The sequence below is a fragment of the Serratia sp. CoH_134_PS_4 genome, from assembly GCF_058190535.1.
The window spans coordinates 119,323-135,165 of record NZ_JBXWKI010000009.1 but is presented as its reverse complement, the minus strand read 5'-3'; the positions used below and the strand labels follow the sequence as shown (position 1 = coordinate 135,165).

The following is a 15,843-nucleotide window of genomic DNA, read 5'->3' as shown; positions in this document are numbered from 1 at the left end:
CTGCCGCAACTATTTGAAGAGGATAACGAAAATGACACTGAACATTGGGGTTATTGGCACCGGCGCAATCGGTCGGGATCACATTCGTCGCTGCAGCAAAGTGTTGCAGGGCAGTCGTATCGTGGCCGTCAACGATATCAACCGTGACAACGCCGCTAAGGTGGTGAGCGATCTGAAACTGGACGCCAAGGTTTATGACAAGGGTCACGACCTGATCAACGCGTCGGACGTGCAGGCGGTGTTGGTCACATCCTGGGGCCCAAGCCACGAAGAGTTTGTACTGGCAGCCATTGCTGCCGGCAAGCCGGTGTTCTGCGAGAAGCCATTGGCGGTGACGGCTCAGGGATGCAAAAACATCGTTGAGGCTGAAGCAAAACACGGCAAACGTCTGGTGCAAGTGGGCTTTATGCGTCCTTACGATCAGGGCTACCGAGCGCTCAAGCAGGTGCTGACCAGTGGACAAATTGGTGAGCCGTTGATGCTGCATTGCGCGCACCGCAACCCGACCGTTGGCGAAGCTTACACCACGGATATGGCGATCACGGACACCCTGATCCACGAAATTGACGTCCTGCGTTGGCTGCTGGATGACGACTATGTTTCGGTACAGGTCGTGTTCCCGCGTAAAAGCCCCAAGGCGTTCCCGCACCTGAAAGATCCGCAAATTGTGCTGTTTGAAACCGCGAAGGGCACGCGTATTGATGTCGAAATCTTCGTTAACTGCCAATACGGTTACGACATCCAGTGCGAGGTCGTGGGTGAAAGTGGTATTGCCAAGCTGCCAGAACCTTCATCAGTGCAGATGCGCAGCGGTGCCAAACTGTCGACCGAAATTCTGACCGACTGGAAAGATCGCTTCATTGATGCTTACGACGTTGAGTTACAAGGCTTTATCAATGACGTCCTGGCAGGTTCGCTGACAGGCCCCTCCGCTTGGGACGGTTATGCGGCGGCGGTGACGGCTGATGCTTGCATAGCCGCGCAGCTCAGCGGTGAGATTGTCCCTGTGACCTTGCCACCACGTCCGTCGTTTTATAACAAATAGTGTGCTGACCGCCGTATCCACGTTTAACGAGGAATGACCATGAAGATCGCTTTTGATGTTGATGTCATCAGGGACCTGGGCATCACGAAAATGGTTCAGCAGGTGGCGGACTGGGGCTATCAATATATTGAGCAGTCACCGCACCCGCAGATCAATCCTTTCTATAAGCATCCGAAAGCCGGGCGTGAGGTCATGACGGAGTACAAAAACGTCCTGAAGGCTACCGGCGTGGAGATCTCCTCGTTTATCGTCGTTTATCGCTGGTCTGGCCCGGGTGAAGATCGCCGTCAGGCGGCAGTCAAAAATTGGCGTCGGATGATCGAAATCGCGGTAGAAATGGGTGTGCAGGTGATCAATACCGAGCTGGCCGGCAATCCCAATGAGCCGGAAATCTGTGAAGAGTTGTGGTATCGCTCAATGGAGGAACTGTTGCCGATTATCGAGCGGGAAGGTATCCGCATGGAGATCCAGTCACACCCATGGGACTTCTGCGAGCTGAGCAACGAAACCGCGGATATCGTCAAGTCGCTGCGTAGCGATCACGTTAAATACCTCTACAGCGTTCCCCATACCTTCTACTACGACAAAGGCCAGGGTGACGTGGCTGGCATGTTGCAATATGCCGGTGAGGATCTCTCGCATGTGCTGATTGCCGACACCATGAACCATACCAAACACTGTCGCTATATCGTCAACCCGCCGGGTGTAGACGCTGCCGTACATCAGCATATGGGTATCGGCGAAGGGGAGGTGGACTTCGAAACCTTGTTCCAGACCTTGCGTGATATGGCGTTTGCGACCCGCAACTTTAAGGTCGGCGGCGAGTCGATTATCTGCACGTCACTGTTTGGTTACCCGGAAAGAATGAAAACTCAGGCTGTAGCGACCCGAGAGCGCATCGAAAAAGAGCTGTTGGGTAAATAATTTCCCGGCTGCGCGGGTGAAAATAGCCTACAGACGGGCTCTATACCCTGCGGCTTAAAAGACGACGGTATATTACTGAGGCTGAAAATGAATAAAGACAACGTAAAACTGGCCATCGCCCCGATCGGCTGGACCAATGACGACATGCCCGAGTTAGGCAAAGAGAACACCTTCCAGCAGTGCGTCAGTGAAATGGCACTGGCCGGGTTCACCGGTAGCGAAGTGGGCAGCAAGTACCCGCGCGATCCGGCCGTGTTGAAGCCGATGTTGGACATTCGCGGCATTCAAATCTGCAATGCCTGGTTCAGCACCTTCTTTGCCGATGGCCTGAAAGACAAAACTGTCGATGAATTCATTAACCATATGAATTTCCTGCATGCGATGGGGGCAAAGGTGATTGGCTGCTCCGAGCAGAGCAAGAGTATTCAGGGCACCACCAAAGGGGTGTTTGAAGAGAAGCCGTATTTCAGCGATGAAGAGTGGCAGCGGGTGGCCGACGGGTACAATGAACTGGCAAAAATTGCCGCCGACAAGGGGATGCAGGTCTGCCTGCACCACCATATGGGCACCGGCATCCAGACGACCGCAGAGATCGATCGTTACATGAGTATGGTGAACGACGACGTCTACCTGCTGTTTGATACTGGGCATGCTTACTATTCGGAAGGCAGCCAGCAGGCGATGATGGCGATACTGGAAAAATACCTGCCGCGTATTAATCACGTACACCTGAAGGACGTGCGTGATGAGGTTGTTGCAGAGGTGAAGGCCAACAAATTGAGCTTCCTCGACGGCGTGAAGAAAGGCACCTTCACCGTGCCGGGGGATGGGGTGATCGACTTCCTGCCGGTCTTTAAATTACTCGATGAGCGCGGTTACAAAGGGTGGATGGTGGTCGAGGCTGAGCAGGATCCGGCGTTGGCTAACCCGTTTGAATATGCGGTGAAAGCGCGTCGTTATATCAAAGAGACAGCCGGTATTTAACCGGGTTGAGAATGTCGAGGGGCGCTTGAGCAATCAATGCGCCCTTTTTAATGGGTATCAGCTCAGCGTTTTCCAGGTAGTGACGTGTTCACCAGGCCAGGGGGTGGCTGCGTAAACGCCACGGGCTATCGCTCGTGCCAACGTATCCGCTGCCAGTGCGCCAATTTGCAGCACCGCCAGTTCTCGGCTGCCCTCGACGTTGCGCTGCCCGGTGGATAAGGCGAATACCACGTCGCCGTCGAACGGGCTGTGCAGTGGGCGGATAGCGCGGGCCATGCCATCCTGTGCCATGATCGCGACGCGTTTAAGTTCTACCCGAGTGAGGGCCAGATCGGTGGCGATACAGGCCAAAGTGGTGTTCTTTCTACCGCCTGTCGGCGCTTCCGGCATCCAGTCTTCGCCCTGACCGTGCAATTGCGCGAGCGCGGCTGCACCCCCGTTGCCAAACTCACCGTTGATTTCATAAGGTGTGGCCCAGAACGCGCGAGTGCCCGGGGCAACGACGGAGCCCAGGCTGTTTACCGCCACCAGTGCACCGACGGTAGCACCATTCGCAGCAACGATAGAAGCTGAACCCAGGCCGCCTTTCAGCTTACCCATGCCGGTCATGGCACCATAGCCAGCGCCAACGGTACCTAGCGGGAAGTCGAGACCCACTTTGCCGACGGCCTCTATCCCCAGTTGGCGATAAGGCGGGGTGAGCTGCCAGTCTTTATCACCTGCGTTGCTTAAATCGTATAGGCAGGCGGTGGGGACGATTGGGGACACCGGCACACCCGGTGCTGGACGAAGGGCGTAACCCCTGCCTTGCTGCCCCAGCCAGGCGGCCACCCCATCCGCTGCCGCCAGGCCATATACCGAGCCACCGCTAAGCACTAAGGCATCGATGGTCTGCACCAGATTATCCTCTCCCAGCGCATCGGTTTCTCGGGTGGCAGGGCCACCACCGCGCACGTCGACCGCGGCGAACGCCGGGTGATCCGGCAGGATCACCGTCGTGCCGGTTCGTACGCGGCTGTCTTGGGCGATGCCGACCCGTAGGCCAGGCACGTCGGTAATCAGGTTACGGGTGCCGGTACGTACGGCAGGAGAGGTTGGCATGGCAGCCCCCAAGAGTGCAGTAGGAGAAAGGATGCCAATAGCACCCGTTACGCAGGCCAGCGTTTGTACAAAGGTGCGGCGGCTGACGGCTAAGGGGCGGTATACCGCCCCTGATCTACTTTTGGCATCCTTCATGATGATGCGTTTTTCTGTTGTTCACCGCGAAAGCGTGCCATGTGATAGGAGTCTACCAGTTTGCCGTCGCGCATCGCATAGGCGCGGCTGGTGCCTTCAATGTCAAAGCCGAACTTGCGGTAGAGCGCAATCGCGGCCTGATTGTCGGTGAATACTGTCAGTTCAATGCGTTCGATATCCGCCCAATTGTCGCAAAGATCGATCATTGCCTTCATCAGGCTGCTGCCAACGCCCTTGCCGTGGTGGCGGCTATCGACACCAATGCCAAAGGTCGCCACATGGCGGCGGCGCACGCGCTGGTTCAGCATCACGCTCAGTTGGCCGACGACTTGCCCATCAATACAAGCCACCAGGTTGTGGGTGCCCGGTTCGAGATTGGCGAGGCGCTTGTGCCACAGCTCGATTGACGGTAGTGGAAGTTGTAGCGTGTCACGGTAGGCCTGCGGTTGAGAGTAAAGCTGATGCAGGGCTTGTGCATCTGTTGTTTCCACGTGACGAACTACGATTTCACTCATTACGCTGCTCCTTTGGCTTACCGGTTGAATAACCTCTGAATTTATCCGTTTATTGTGTCGAGTCAATATTATTACGTGTTGGTTAAAAAAACGCTTTACAGGTGCGAATGATAATGATTATTATTGCGATGCGTTCCGGGGAGAGTATCAACCTTTGATATCCTCACTGCGAAGGCACGACATTGCTCACATTGCTTCCAAGTATTACTTAGCCAGCTCGGGTGCTGGCTTTTTTTTTGCCCGTTTTCAGCCCGGCATGCCCTCAACAAATTCTCTGCCAATGGTTTCACCACTCCATCTAATTTTTTGAACAGAGGGATGAGTTTTTTACGCTTTCTTATTCTGCTGCCAGGACTAGACTGTAAAAAACATTGAGGAGAGTTGAATATGATTTATTTACGTAAGGCAGAAGATCGTGGTCATGCCAATCATGGTTGGCTGGACAGCTGGCACACCTTCTCATTTGCCAACTATTACGATGCTGATTTTATGGGGTTCTCGGCGCTGCGAGTGATCAACGAAGACATGATCGATGCAGGGCAGGGGTTTGGTACTCACCCGCATAAAGACATGGAAATCCTGACCTACGTGCTGAGCGGCACGGTCGAGCATCAGGACAGCATGGGCAACAAAGAGCAGATCCAGGCCGGTGAATTCCAGATCATGAGCGCGGGTACCGGAGTGCGTCATTCTGAGTACAACGGTAACAACGATCGTCCGTTGCACCTGTACCAGATTTGGATCATCCCTGATCAGGTCGGGCTGGAGCCACGCTATGAACAACGCATGTTTGATGCGCCACAGGGCCGTCAGTTGGTGTTGTCACCGGATGCGCGTGAAGGTTCGCTGAAGGTGTTCCAGGATATGACACTGTCCCGCTGGGCGTTGAATAAAGACGAACAGGCGGCGTGCCCAATTGAAGCAGGGCGTCGTGTCTGGATCCAGGTGGTACGTGGCAAGGTTGTGGTTAATGGCCAGCAGGCCGGCACCAGCGATGCTTTCGCGGTGTGGGATGAAGCCGAGTTGTCGATTCATGCCGATGAAGACAGTGAAATCCTGCTGTTTGATCTGCCACCCGTCTGATTAAGCGGTAAATATCAAGGGCTCACAAGGTGAGCCCTTTTTGCGTTCCGCTTCCCAGTAACCAACAATATCGGCCCCGGTTTTTTTTTGCTAAAATGAGCGCCCATTCACGGTTAGCCAGTTCATTGATAATGAAGAAAAAACGGCCGGTACTCCAAGATGTCGCAGACAAGGTAGGCGTGACCAAGATGACGGTGAGCCGTTATCTGCGTAATCCCGATCAGGTTTCTGTCGCCTTGCAGCAAAAAATTGCCGTCGCGCTTGATGAGCTGGGCTACATCCCCAACCGTGCGCCGGATATCCTTTCCAACTCAACCAGCCGTGCTATTGGCGTATTGTTGCCGTCGTTGACCAACCAGGTGTTCGCCGAAGTGCTACGCGGCATTGAGAGCGTCACTGATGCGCACAATTATCAAACCATGCTGGCGCACTACGGCTATTTGCCGGAGCGCGAAGAACAGCGCCTGACCTCGTTGCTGTCTTACAATATTGATGGCTTGATCCTGTCTGAGCGGCACCATACACCCCGTACCATGAAGATGATTGAGGTTGCGGGGATCCCGGTCGTCGAACTGATGGACTGCGTATCACCTTGTATTGATCTGGCCGTAGGCTTCAATAACTTTGAGGCGGCACGCCAGATGACCCAGCAAATCATCGCACACGGCCATCGGCACGTGGTGTACTTCGGTGCACGCCAGGATGAACGTACCCTTATCAAACAGCAGGGCTATGAGCAGGCGATGCGCGAATCCGGTCTGGAACCCTACAGCGTCATGACGGCACGATCGTCGTCCTATTCTGCCGGTGGTGAGCTGTTGCGCCAGGCGCAGCGCGATTATCCGCAGATTGACAGTATCTTTTGCACAAACGATGACCTGGCGATCGGTGCGACCTTTGAGTGCCAGCGACAAGGGCTGTCGATCCCCAATGACATGGCTATTGCCGGTTTCCACGGCCACGATATCGGCCAGGTGATGGTGCCAAAACTGGCGAGCGTATTGACGCCGCGTGAACGCATGGGCCAAATCGGCGCTGAACGCCTGCTGGCTCGCCTGCGTGGCGAAACGGTCAGCCCACGCATGGTGGATGTCGGTTTTACCGTGATCCCCGGCGGCAGCATCTGATCGGGTTTAACCCGATGTTTGAACGATTTTAATGATGAAAGCGCGCCGTTTGGCGCGTTTTCGTTCCTGCCTGTAAGTTTGCCGCCCGTTACCTTCATAAGTTTGATCTCTATCCCAGAACGCGAATTTTAGCCCGCCCCCCGGTTCCGGCAATCATGCTGTTACCGGTATCATGATACCGGTAACAATGAGTGTGCGGTTATCTTGCTCAAGATAGAACCTTTACCTCAGCACCACCTACAGCTCGTCTTCTAACACCGGGAAGAGCCTAAAAATACAACAAACGCGCGCTTTACGGCCTATCGTAAAGAGGGTCTGCGATAAAAAAGGTTGGAGAAAAATTATGCCATTAGTGATTGTTGCAGGCGGGGTAGCGCTGCTGTTGCTGCTGATGATCCGCTTTAAGCTGAACGGCTTTATCTCTCTGGTTCTGGTTGCTCTGGCGGTAGGTATCGCTCAGGGAATGCCAGTCGATAAAGTGATCGGTTCCATCAAGGCCGGCGTGGGCGGCACGTTGGGCAGCCTGGCGTTGATCATGGGCTTTGGCGCCATGCTCGGCAAGCTGCTGGCGGACTGCGGTGGTGCTCAGCGCATTGCCACTACGCTTATCGAGAAGTTCGGCCAAAAATATATTCAATGGGCAGTGGTACTGACCGGGTTTACCGTCGGTTTTGCTCTGTTCTATGAAGTCGGTTTTGTGCTGTTGCTGCCGCTGGTCTTCAGTATCGCCGCTTCTGCACGCGTGCCGTTGCTGTATGTCGGCGTGCCGATGGCGGCTGCGCTGTCTGTGACCCACGGTTTCTTGCCGCCGCACCCAGGCCCAACGGCGATCGCCACCATCTTCCATGCGGATATGGGCAAAACGCTGTTGTACGGCACGCTGTTGGCTATTCCAACGGTGATCCTGGCAGGCCCGGTCTATGCCCGTTTCCTGAAAGGCATCGACAAGCCCGTACCTGAAGGCCTGTATAACCCAAAAATCTTCACCGAAGCAGAAATGCCAAGCTTTGGCATCAGCGTTGCCACCTCTTTGGTGCCGGTGATCCTGATGGCACTGCGTGCGGTAGCGGAAATGGTGCTGCCGAAGGGCCATAGCCTGTTGCGCTTTGCCGAGTTCTTCGGCGATCCGGTCATGGCGACGCTGATTGCAGTACTGATCGCTATCTTCACCTTTGGTCTGAACCGCGGTCGTACCATGGATGAAGTGATGGGTACCATCACCGACTCAATCAAAATTATCGCCATGATGCTGTTGATCATCGGCGGTGGCGGTGCATTCAAGCAGGTACTGGTCGACAGCGGCGTAGAGAAATACATCGCCGCTCTGATGGAAGGCAGCAACGTCTCGCCGATACTGATGGCCTGGTCCATTGCCGCCGCACTGCGTCTGGCGTTGGGGTCTGCTACCGTGGCAGCAATAACCGCGGGGGGAATTGTCGCACCGCTGATCGCGACTACCGGAGTCAGCCCGGAACTGATGGTGATTGCCGTTGGGTCGGGCAGCGTGATTTTCTCTCACGTCAACGATCCTGGTTTCTGGTTGTTCAAGGAGTACTTCAACCTGAGCATCATGGAAACCATCAAGTCCTGGTCGGTGTTGGAAACCATCATCTCAGTCTGCGGCCTGGTGGGCTGTTTGCTGCTGGCGACGGTCGTTTAATATATCCGCTGCCTTTCAAGTCGGTATATAGCGAGGTTATCCGGCACCCCCAGGGTGTCGGACATTCTTTGGAGTTTGGGGCGCATTTGATGGCGCAGGGGGCGTAACCCGCCGCCGGAACGTACATCTGATCCCATAAGGGCATGACATATGAGTAATTCACAGCACCACGTATTTATTCTGATGGGGGTTTCAGGCAGCGGTAAATCCGCAGTGGCCAACGCCGTCGCTCATGAAGCCAATGCCGCGATGCTGGACGGCGACTACCTGCACCCGCGTGCCAACATCAACAAAATGGCGGCCGGGCATGCGCTGGACGATAACGATCGTGCCCCCTGGTTGGCGGCATTAAATGACGCGATCTTTGCCATGGAGCGTACCAACGACGTTTCCCTGTTAGTGTGTTCCGCGCTGAAAAAAAGCTATCGTGACCGCCTGCGTGAAGGCAACCGCAACCTGCATTTCATCTATTTGAAGGGTGACAAGGCGGTCATTGAGGAGCGTTTGAAACAGCGTAAGGGCCATTTCTTCAAGCCACAGATGTTGGTTTCCCAGTTTGCCACGTTAGAAGAGCCTAACGAGCAAGAACAAGACGTGCAGGCGATCGAGATAGATCAACCGCTGGACGCTGTGGTCGCGGATACGCTCGCTTATATTCGGCGTGTTGCAGCCCAGTAAACCGGGCTGCCATTTTGTACCGGCGCCGAGCTGGCGCCAGTACCCTCATTACAACTTCATATAAGCCCGCACGCCGTCCAGGAACATCTGGGTCGACAACATCACCAAAATCAGCCCCATCAGCCGTTCCAGCGCGCTGACCCCCTTGCTGCCCAGCAGGCGCAGGAACAGGTTAGACATCAGCAGGATAGCGGCGGAAATCCCCCAGGCAATCAGCAGGGCCCCCACCAGATACGAAATGTGGTTTGGATACTGGTGCGAAAGCAGCATCAACGATGCCAGAATCGAAGGCCCCGCAACCAGTGGGATGGCCAGCGGCACCAGGAAAGGTTCTTCACCGGCGGAAAGCCCGCTGCTATCGCCCTCTTGCGAGGGGAAAATCATCTTGATGGCGATCAGGAACAAGATAATCCCGCCGGAAATCGACACGGTCTCGGTACGCAGGTTGAGGAACGCCAATATTTTCTCGCCGGCAAACAGGAAAATCAGCATCAGCAACAGGGCGATCAGCAGCTCGCGGATCAGCACCATCCGCCGACGGCGCGGCTCCAGGTGCTTGAGCACCGACATGAAAATGGGCAAATTGCCCAACGGGTCCATGATTAAAAACAGCAAAACTGTGACTGAAATCATCTCTGTCATCATTACCTCTGGATCTGAAAAACACCTCGGTCATCCCGACGGCGTCCTTGCCTATAAGAAGGATTGCTGAGAATCGCTCACCCATCGAATAAATTCACTTTGCGCCTGCGCCGACATTTTGTAAGGTGGAGAGATATTGCACACAACTTATAGCAGTCATCCTCCAAGGCAGGACAGTCATTATGAAAAACGTTGGTTTCATCGGTTGGCGCGGAATGGTCGGCTCCGTACTCATGCAACGCATGACGGAAGAGCGCGATTTTGACGCCATTCGCCCGGTCTTCTTCTCTACCTCGCAACACGGTTCAGCGGCGCCGGTATTTGGCGGCCAGCAGGGCACGCTGCAAGATGCTTACGATGTTGAGGCGTTGAGCGCGCTCGACATTATTATTACCTGCCAGGGCGGCGATTATACCAACGAAATTTACCCGAAGCTGCGTGCAACTGGCTGGCAAGGGTATTGGATCGACGCAGCTTCTTCTCTGCGTATGCAAGACGACGCGATTATTATCCTGGATCCGGTCAACCGTGCGTTGATTCAGCAGGGTCTGGATAAAGGCATCAAGACCTTTGTTGGCGGCAACTGTACCGTTAGCCTGATGCTGATGTCTCTGGGTGGCCTGTTTGCCAATGATCTGGTTGAGTGGGCGTCAGTGGCGACTTACCAGGCGGCTTCCGGCGGCGGCGCGCGCCATATGCGTGAGCTGTTGACCCAAATGGGCATGCTGCACGCCGATGTGGCGAAGGAGCTGCAGGACCCGGCTTCGGCCATTTTGGATATCGAACGTAAAGTCACCGCCGCGACCCGCAGCGGTAAATTACCCACCGATAATTTCGGTGTGCCGCTGGCCGGTAGCCTGATTCCGTGGATCGACAAGCAACTCGATAACGGCCAGAGCCGCGAGGAGTGGAAAGGCCAGGCGGAAACCAACAAAATCCTGAACAGCGGTAGCCTGATCCCTGTCGACGGCTTGTGCGTGCGTGTTGGTGCGCTGCGCTGCCATAGCCAGGCGTTCACCCTGAAGCTGAAAAAAGACGTTTCACTGCCGGAAATCGAACAGATGCTGGCGACGCACAATGACTGGGTACGCGTGATCCCGAATGACCGCGAACTGACTATGCGTGAATTGACGCCAGCAGCGGTAACCGGGACGTTGAATACGCCGGTCGGCCGTCTGCGTAAGCTGAATATGGGGCCGGAATATCTGTCTGCGTTCACCGTGGGTGACCAGTTGCTATGGGGCGCGGCTGAACCGCTGCGCCGTATGCTGCGCATCCTGCTGTAACCTGAACCGTACTTCCCGGGGGCTGGCCTCTTTCAGCCCCCAAAAGCCTTATTTTCTTCCTTTTTCTCCGTTTCGGCGCGCTATGGTCTATGCCGTTGTAAAGGAGATAAAGCGCACCAGACATCGATACATCTCCATGCGGGCAGCAGCGCAAAGACGTTGTCAGGCTGGCAGTTTTCTTAATGAAGAGTTTTCCTTGGTAATGGGCAATGTTTTTAACTGACATTAGCTATGCTTAAAGGACTGGCGGATAAATTTCAACCAGCGCTAAAAATAAGCATAAAGAGCGGAATTCGGACCGGGAAGGTGAGAATTGATCAATAACCGACCGCAATCACGCTTTAGATACCGAATGAATTGCATGATAACCAAAACGGCTATGGATTAAGCGTTATGCCCTGTGGATCTCAAGGTACAGCGTCTTCGTTGTAACCTGAAAGGCGATGGGCTTGCGCGGCCTCTTATAAATCATGCTCTTAATCTTAGGAAGAAGACTATGCCTGTACTTCCCGATCGTGACGTGATTGATCAGCTTTTCTCCGGCAACTCTGCCGATCCCTTTTCTCTGCTAGGCATGCATGCGGCTGATAACGGCCTGCAGGTACGTGCACTATTGCCTGACGCCAGTGAAGTCTGGTTGCTGGAACAGCAAACAGGCCGCCGGTTGGTACAGCTCAACTGCGACGATGAGCGCGGCTTTTTCAGCGCCACGGTCCCACGCCGCAAAACCCCGTTCCGCTATCAACTCGACGTCCGCTGGCACGATCACCAGCAGATCGTCGACGATCCCTACCGTTTTGGCACGCTGCTGCAAGATATCGATAGCTGGCTGTTGGCCGAAGGTACCCACTTACGTCCTTATGAACGCTTGGGTGCGCATCTCGCTACGCTTGATGACGTTGACGGTGTCAGCTTTGCGGTCTGGGCACCGAACGCCCAGCGTGTGTCGGTAGTCGGTGAGTTCAACTTCTGGGATGGCCGACGTCACCCAATGCGACTGCGCCGTGAAAACGGCATTTGGGAGCTGTTCCTGCCGGGGGTGAAAGCCGGGCAGTTGTACAAGTACGAAATCATTGATTGCTATGGCAATACCCAGTTGAAGGCCGATCCCTACGCTTTTGAAGCGCAGATGCGACCGGATACCGCGTCGCTGGTGGCGCCGTTACCTGCGGTGGTGGAAAACGCGCCAGAACGGCGGCGTGCGAATGATTTTGACCGACCGATTTCGATCTACGAGGTACATCTTGGCTCGTGGCGTCGTCACACCGACGATAACTTCTGGCTCAGCTATGGCGAACTGGCCGTACAGCTGATCGATTACGTTAAATATATGGGGTTCACCCATATTGAGTTGCTGCCGATTAACGAGCACCCGTTTGACGGCAGCTGGGGTTATCAGCCATTGGGGCTGTATGCCCCGACCCGGCGTTTCGGTACCCCGGCCGACTTCAAGGCGTTTGTGGCGGCCGCACACCAGGCAGGGATTAACGTGATCCTGGATTGGGTGCCGGGGCATTTCCCCAGCGATACCTATGGTCTGGCGAACTTCGACGGTACTGCATTGTATGAATACGCCGATCCGCGCGAAGGTTTCCATCAAGACTGGAATACCCTGATCTATAACTATGGCCGGCATGAGGTTCGCAACTATTTGGCGGGCAATGCGCTTTATTGGCTTGAGCGTTATGGCATAGATGCGTTGCGTGTCGATGCGGTGGCGTCAATGATCTACCGTGACTACAGCCGCGCCGACGGTGAGTGGGTGCCAAATTATTACGGTGGTAACGAGAATTTGGAGGCCATCGCCTTCTTGCGTTACACCAACCATACCCTTGGTAAGGAGCGCCCCGGTGCAGTCACGTTGGCGGAGGAGTCCACTGACTATCCGGGCGTAACGCTGCCGCCGGAATCCAACGGGTTGGGATTCCACTACAAATGGAATCTGGGCTGGATGCACGACACGCTCACCTACATGCAGTGTGACCCGGTGCACCGCAAGTATCATCACAATCAGATGACCTTCGGCATGTTGTACGCCTACACCGAAAACTTTGTGCTGCCAATCTCTCACGATGAAGTGGTGCACGGTAAAAAATCCATTCTCGATCGCATGCCCGGCGATGCCTGGCAAAAGTTCGCTAACCTGCGCGCCTATTACGGCTTTATGTGGGCGCACCCAGGCAAGAAACTGCTGTTTATGGGGTGTGAGTTTGCCCAAGGGCGCGAGTGGAATTTTGATAGCAGCCTCGACTGGCATCTGCTGGAAGGCTTAGATAACTGGCATCACGGTGTGCAGCGGCTGGTGCGAGATCTGAACCATTGCTACCAGCAACACGCCCCGTTGTATGAGCGGGATTACCGCCCAGACGGCTTCGAGTGGCTGGTGGTGGATGATCACGATAACTCGGTTTTTGCCTTTGCCCGCTATGACGCACATGGCAATGAACTGATCGCCGTCAGCAACTTTACCCCAGTCCCGCGCCATCATTATCGCATCGGTATTTCACGCGCCGGTGAATACCGAGAAATTCTCAATACCGATTCACACCATTATCACGGCAGCAATACCGGCAACCAGGGCCGCGTAGTGTCCGAGCAAACTGGCCATCACGGCCGCGAGCATTCTATTAGCGTGACCGTACCGCCGCTGGCGACCATCTACCTGCTGCGGGAGGCGCCATGACTGAGCTGACGCCGGGTATCGCCGCGCCTCTCGGGGCGCATTATGACGGTAATGGCATCAACTTTAGCCTGTATTCCTCCCATGCCACGGGCGTGGAACTGTGCCTGTTCGACGAACAGCAGCGCGAAATCCGCCTGCCGCTGACGACGCGGAGCGGCGATATCTGGCACGGTTACTTACCGGGTGGCAAGCCGGGTCAGCGTTACGGTTACCGGGTGCATGGCCCGTTCGATCCTGCGCACGGGTTGCGTTTTAATCCCAATAAACTGTTGTTGGATCCCGCGGCCCGTGCGGTAGAGGGACCCGTGGCGGACGATCCTTACCTGCATGGGGGTTATGATCGGCCGGATAAGCATGACAGCGCTGAATTGATGCCGAAATGCGTGGTGATCGACGAGGTTTACGACTGGCAAGATGATCGTCCCCCGGCCACGCCGTGGGGGAAAACGGTGATCTACGAAGCGCATGTGCGCGGTCTGACCCTGCAGCACCCGGATATTCCGCCGGTGTTGCGCGGCAGTTTCGCTGCGCTCGGCCATCCGGTAATGATCGCCTATTTCAAGCGCCTTGGCATCACCGCGCTGGAACTGCTGCCGGTGCAGCAGCACAGCTCTGAGCCACGTTTGCAGCGCCTCGGGTTGATTAACTACTGGGGCTATAACGTGCTGGCGCCTTTTGCGCCGGACAACCGTTATTCCAGTTTGCGGACAGAGATGACGCCGCTGCGTGAGTTTCGCGATGCGGTTAAAGCGCTGCACAAAGCCGGCATTGAAATGATCCTCGACGTGGTGTTCAACCATAGCGCCGAGCTTGATATCGACGGGCCAACGCTGTCGTTACGCGGCATTGATAACCCGGGCTACTACTGGCTGACACCGGATGGCGGCTACGTGAACGATACCGGTTGTGGTAACACCCTGCGATTGGATCAGCCGCAAGGTGTGGCTTGGGTGATGGACTGCCTGCGTTTCTGGGTCGGCGAATGCCATGTTGATGGTTTCCGCTTTGATCTGGGCAGCGTACTCGGTCGCACGCCGGCGTTTGATCGTGATGCACCGCTGTTCCAGGCGATGCTGGCGGACGATCTGCTGTCGCGCTGCAAACTGATTGCCGAGCCGTGGGATATTGGCCCCGGTGGGTATCAGGTAGGCCAATTCCCAGGGCGCTTCGCCGAGTGGAACGATCATTATCGCGACGATATACGCCGTTTTTGGTTGCAGGACGGCGTATCGCTGGGGCAATTCGCCCAACGTTTCGCTGCTTCCAGCGATCATTTTAACCAACGCGGGCGTGCGCCGTACGCCAGCATCAACATGCTGACCGCTCATGACGGGTTTACCCTGCAGGATCTGGTCAGTTTTAACCGCAAACACAACCAACTGAACGGTGAAGGCAACCGTGACGGCAGTGATCGTAACTTTAGCAATAACCACGGTGTTGAAGGCCCGATTGCCGACGACGCCATTTTGCAACGCCGTAGGGCTAGCCAGCGGGCACTGCTTGCCACGCTGTTACTGTCCCAGGGTACGCCGATGCTGCTGGCCGGCGACGAGCATGGACACAGCCAGCAGGGCAACAACAATGCTTATTGTCAGGACAATGCTATCACCTGGCTCGACTGGGCCACGGCAGATGACTCACTCACCACGTACACCGCTGCATTGATCCGTCTGCGTCAACAAATCCCCGCTCTGCAGCATGACCGCTGGTGGCAGGAAGGCGACGGTAACGTGCAGTGGCTGAACGCGCAGGGGCAACCGCTCGGCGCACAACAGTGGGAGCAAGGGGCTCTGCAGTTGCAGATCCGCTTGTCGCAACGCTGGCTGGTGGTGGTAAACGCCACGCAGCAAGCCGCGGAGATGACGTTGCCCGACGGCGATTGGCAGCTTGTCGCCCCTTTTACTCAGGAAGATTCGCGGGCGGTTTTACCCGCCTGGAACCAGGCTGCGCACTCGATTTGCGTGCTGGTAAAGAAATAAT

The 15,843-nt window shown here is 55.5% G+C and carries 13 protein-coding genes; 10 read left to right on the top strand and 3 right to left on the bottom strand.

The window, feature by feature from the left end; genetic code table 11:
- Positions 1–31: 31 nt before the first annotated feature.
- The 3 genes from iolG (at position 32) to iolE (ending at position 2,953) form a co-directional block, all read left to right on the top strand.
- Positions 32–1,045 carry a bifunctional inositol 2-dehydrogenase/D-chiro-inositol 1-dehydrogenase gene (gene iolG / locus AC2FCQ_RS15690; RefSeq protein ID WP_209639211.1) on the top strand — a complete coding sequence of 338 codons (1,014 nt, stop codon included), beginning with the start codon at positions 32–34 and terminating at the stop codon, positions 1,043–1,045.
- Positions 1,046–1,084: 39 nt separating this feature from the next.
- A complete protein-coding gene (locus AC2FCQ_RS15685) occupies positions 1,085–1,969 on the top strand; it encodes a sugar phosphate isomerase/epimerase family protein (RefSeq protein ID WP_209639209.1) in 885 nt (294 codons plus the stop codon).
- Between the two features lie 87 nt (positions 1,970–2,056).
- The gene (gene iolE / locus AC2FCQ_RS15680) at positions 2,057–2,953 is read left to right on the top strand and encodes a myo-inosose-2 dehydratase (RefSeq protein WP_209639206.1); all 897 of its coding nucleotides are present in this window, start codon (positions 2,057–2,059) and stop codon (positions 2,951–2,953) included.
- A gap of 57 nt (positions 2,954–3,010) precedes the next feature.
- On the opposite strand, the gene AC2FCQ_RS15675 is transcribed toward iolE, so the two are convergent.
- Together AC2FCQ_RS15675 and AC2FCQ_RS15670 are read right to left on the bottom strand one after the other, a co-directional pair.
- On the bottom strand, positions 3,011–4,189 hold the full coding sequence (locus tag AC2FCQ_RS15675) for a P1 family peptidase (RefSeq protein ID WP_490308679.1): 1,179 nt from the start codon (positions 4,187–4,189) through the stop codon (positions 3,011–3,013).
- On the bottom strand, positions 4,186–4,704 hold the full coding sequence (locus AC2FCQ_RS15670) for a GNAT family N-acetyltransferase (protein ID WP_404760825.1): 519 nt from the start codon (positions 4,702–4,704) through the stop codon (positions 4,186–4,188). The genes AC2FCQ_RS15675 and AC2FCQ_RS15670 overlap by 4 nt, the downstream gene beginning before the upstream one ends.
- Before the next feature lie 387 nt (positions 4,705–5,091).
- On the opposite strand from AC2FCQ_RS15670, the gene AC2FCQ_RS15665 reads away from it, so the two are divergent.
- The 4 genes from AC2FCQ_RS15665 to gntK all read left to right on the top strand — a co-directional run bounded on the left by AC2FCQ_RS15665 (position 5,092) and on the right by gntK (position 9,252).
- Positions 5,092–5,787, top strand: coding sequence for a pirin family protein (locus AC2FCQ_RS15665; protein ID WP_209639201.1), 696 nt, complete (start codon positions 5,092–5,094; stop codon positions 5,785–5,787).
- 131 nt (positions 5,788–5,918) lie between these two features.
- On the top strand, positions 5,919–6,914 hold the full coding sequence (gene gntR / locus AC2FCQ_RS15660; RefSeq protein WP_209639200.1) for a gluconate operon transcriptional repressor GntR: 996 nt from the start codon (positions 5,919–5,921) through the stop codon (positions 6,912–6,914).
- Positions 6,915–7,257: 343 nt separating this feature from the next.
- Positions 7,258–8,574: a gluconate transporter gene (gene gntT, locus AC2FCQ_RS15655; protein WP_037425035.1), complete on the top strand. Its 1,317-nt coding sequence runs from the start codon at positions 7,258–7,260 to the stop codon at positions 8,572–8,574.
- Positions 8,575–8,724: 150 nt separating this feature from the next.
- A complete protein-coding gene (gene gntK, locus AC2FCQ_RS15650; protein WP_209639199.1) occupies positions 8,725–9,252 on the top strand; it encodes a gluconokinase in 528 nt (175 codons plus the stop codon).
- 48 nt (positions 9,253–9,300) lie between these two features.
- On the opposite strand, the gene AC2FCQ_RS15645 is transcribed toward gntK, so the two are convergent.
- Entirely contained in the window at positions 9,301–9,894 is a 594-nt protein-coding gene (locus tag AC2FCQ_RS15645; RefSeq protein ID WP_209639198.1) for a YhgN family NAAT transporter, read from the bottom strand.
- Between the two features lie 182 nt (positions 9,895–10,076).
- Here AC2FCQ_RS15645 and asd point away from each other — a divergent pair, with 182 nt between their 5' ends.
- From asd to glgX, 3 genes are all read left to right on the top strand, one after another.
- Positions 10,077–11,180 (top strand): aspartate-semialdehyde dehydrogenase, encoded by a 1,104-nt coding sequence (gene asd, locus AC2FCQ_RS15640; RefSeq protein WP_209639197.1) that lies wholly within the window; start codon positions 10,077–10,079, stop codon positions 11,178–11,180.
- A 496-nt stretch (positions 11,181–11,676) separates the two neighbouring features.
- The gene (glgB, locus tag AC2FCQ_RS15635; RefSeq protein WP_209639196.1) at positions 11,677–13,863 is read left to right on the top strand and encodes a 1,4-alpha-glucan branching protein GlgB; all 2,187 of its coding nucleotides are present in this window, start codon (positions 11,677–11,679) and stop codon (positions 13,861–13,863) included.
- A complete protein-coding gene (gene glgX, locus AC2FCQ_RS15630; protein ID WP_490308676.1) occupies positions 13,860–15,842 on the top strand; it encodes a glycogen debranching protein GlgX in 1,983 nt (660 codons plus the stop codon). The genes glgB and glgX overlap by 4 nt, the downstream gene beginning before the upstream one ends.
- Position 15,843: the final 1 nt, after the last annotated feature.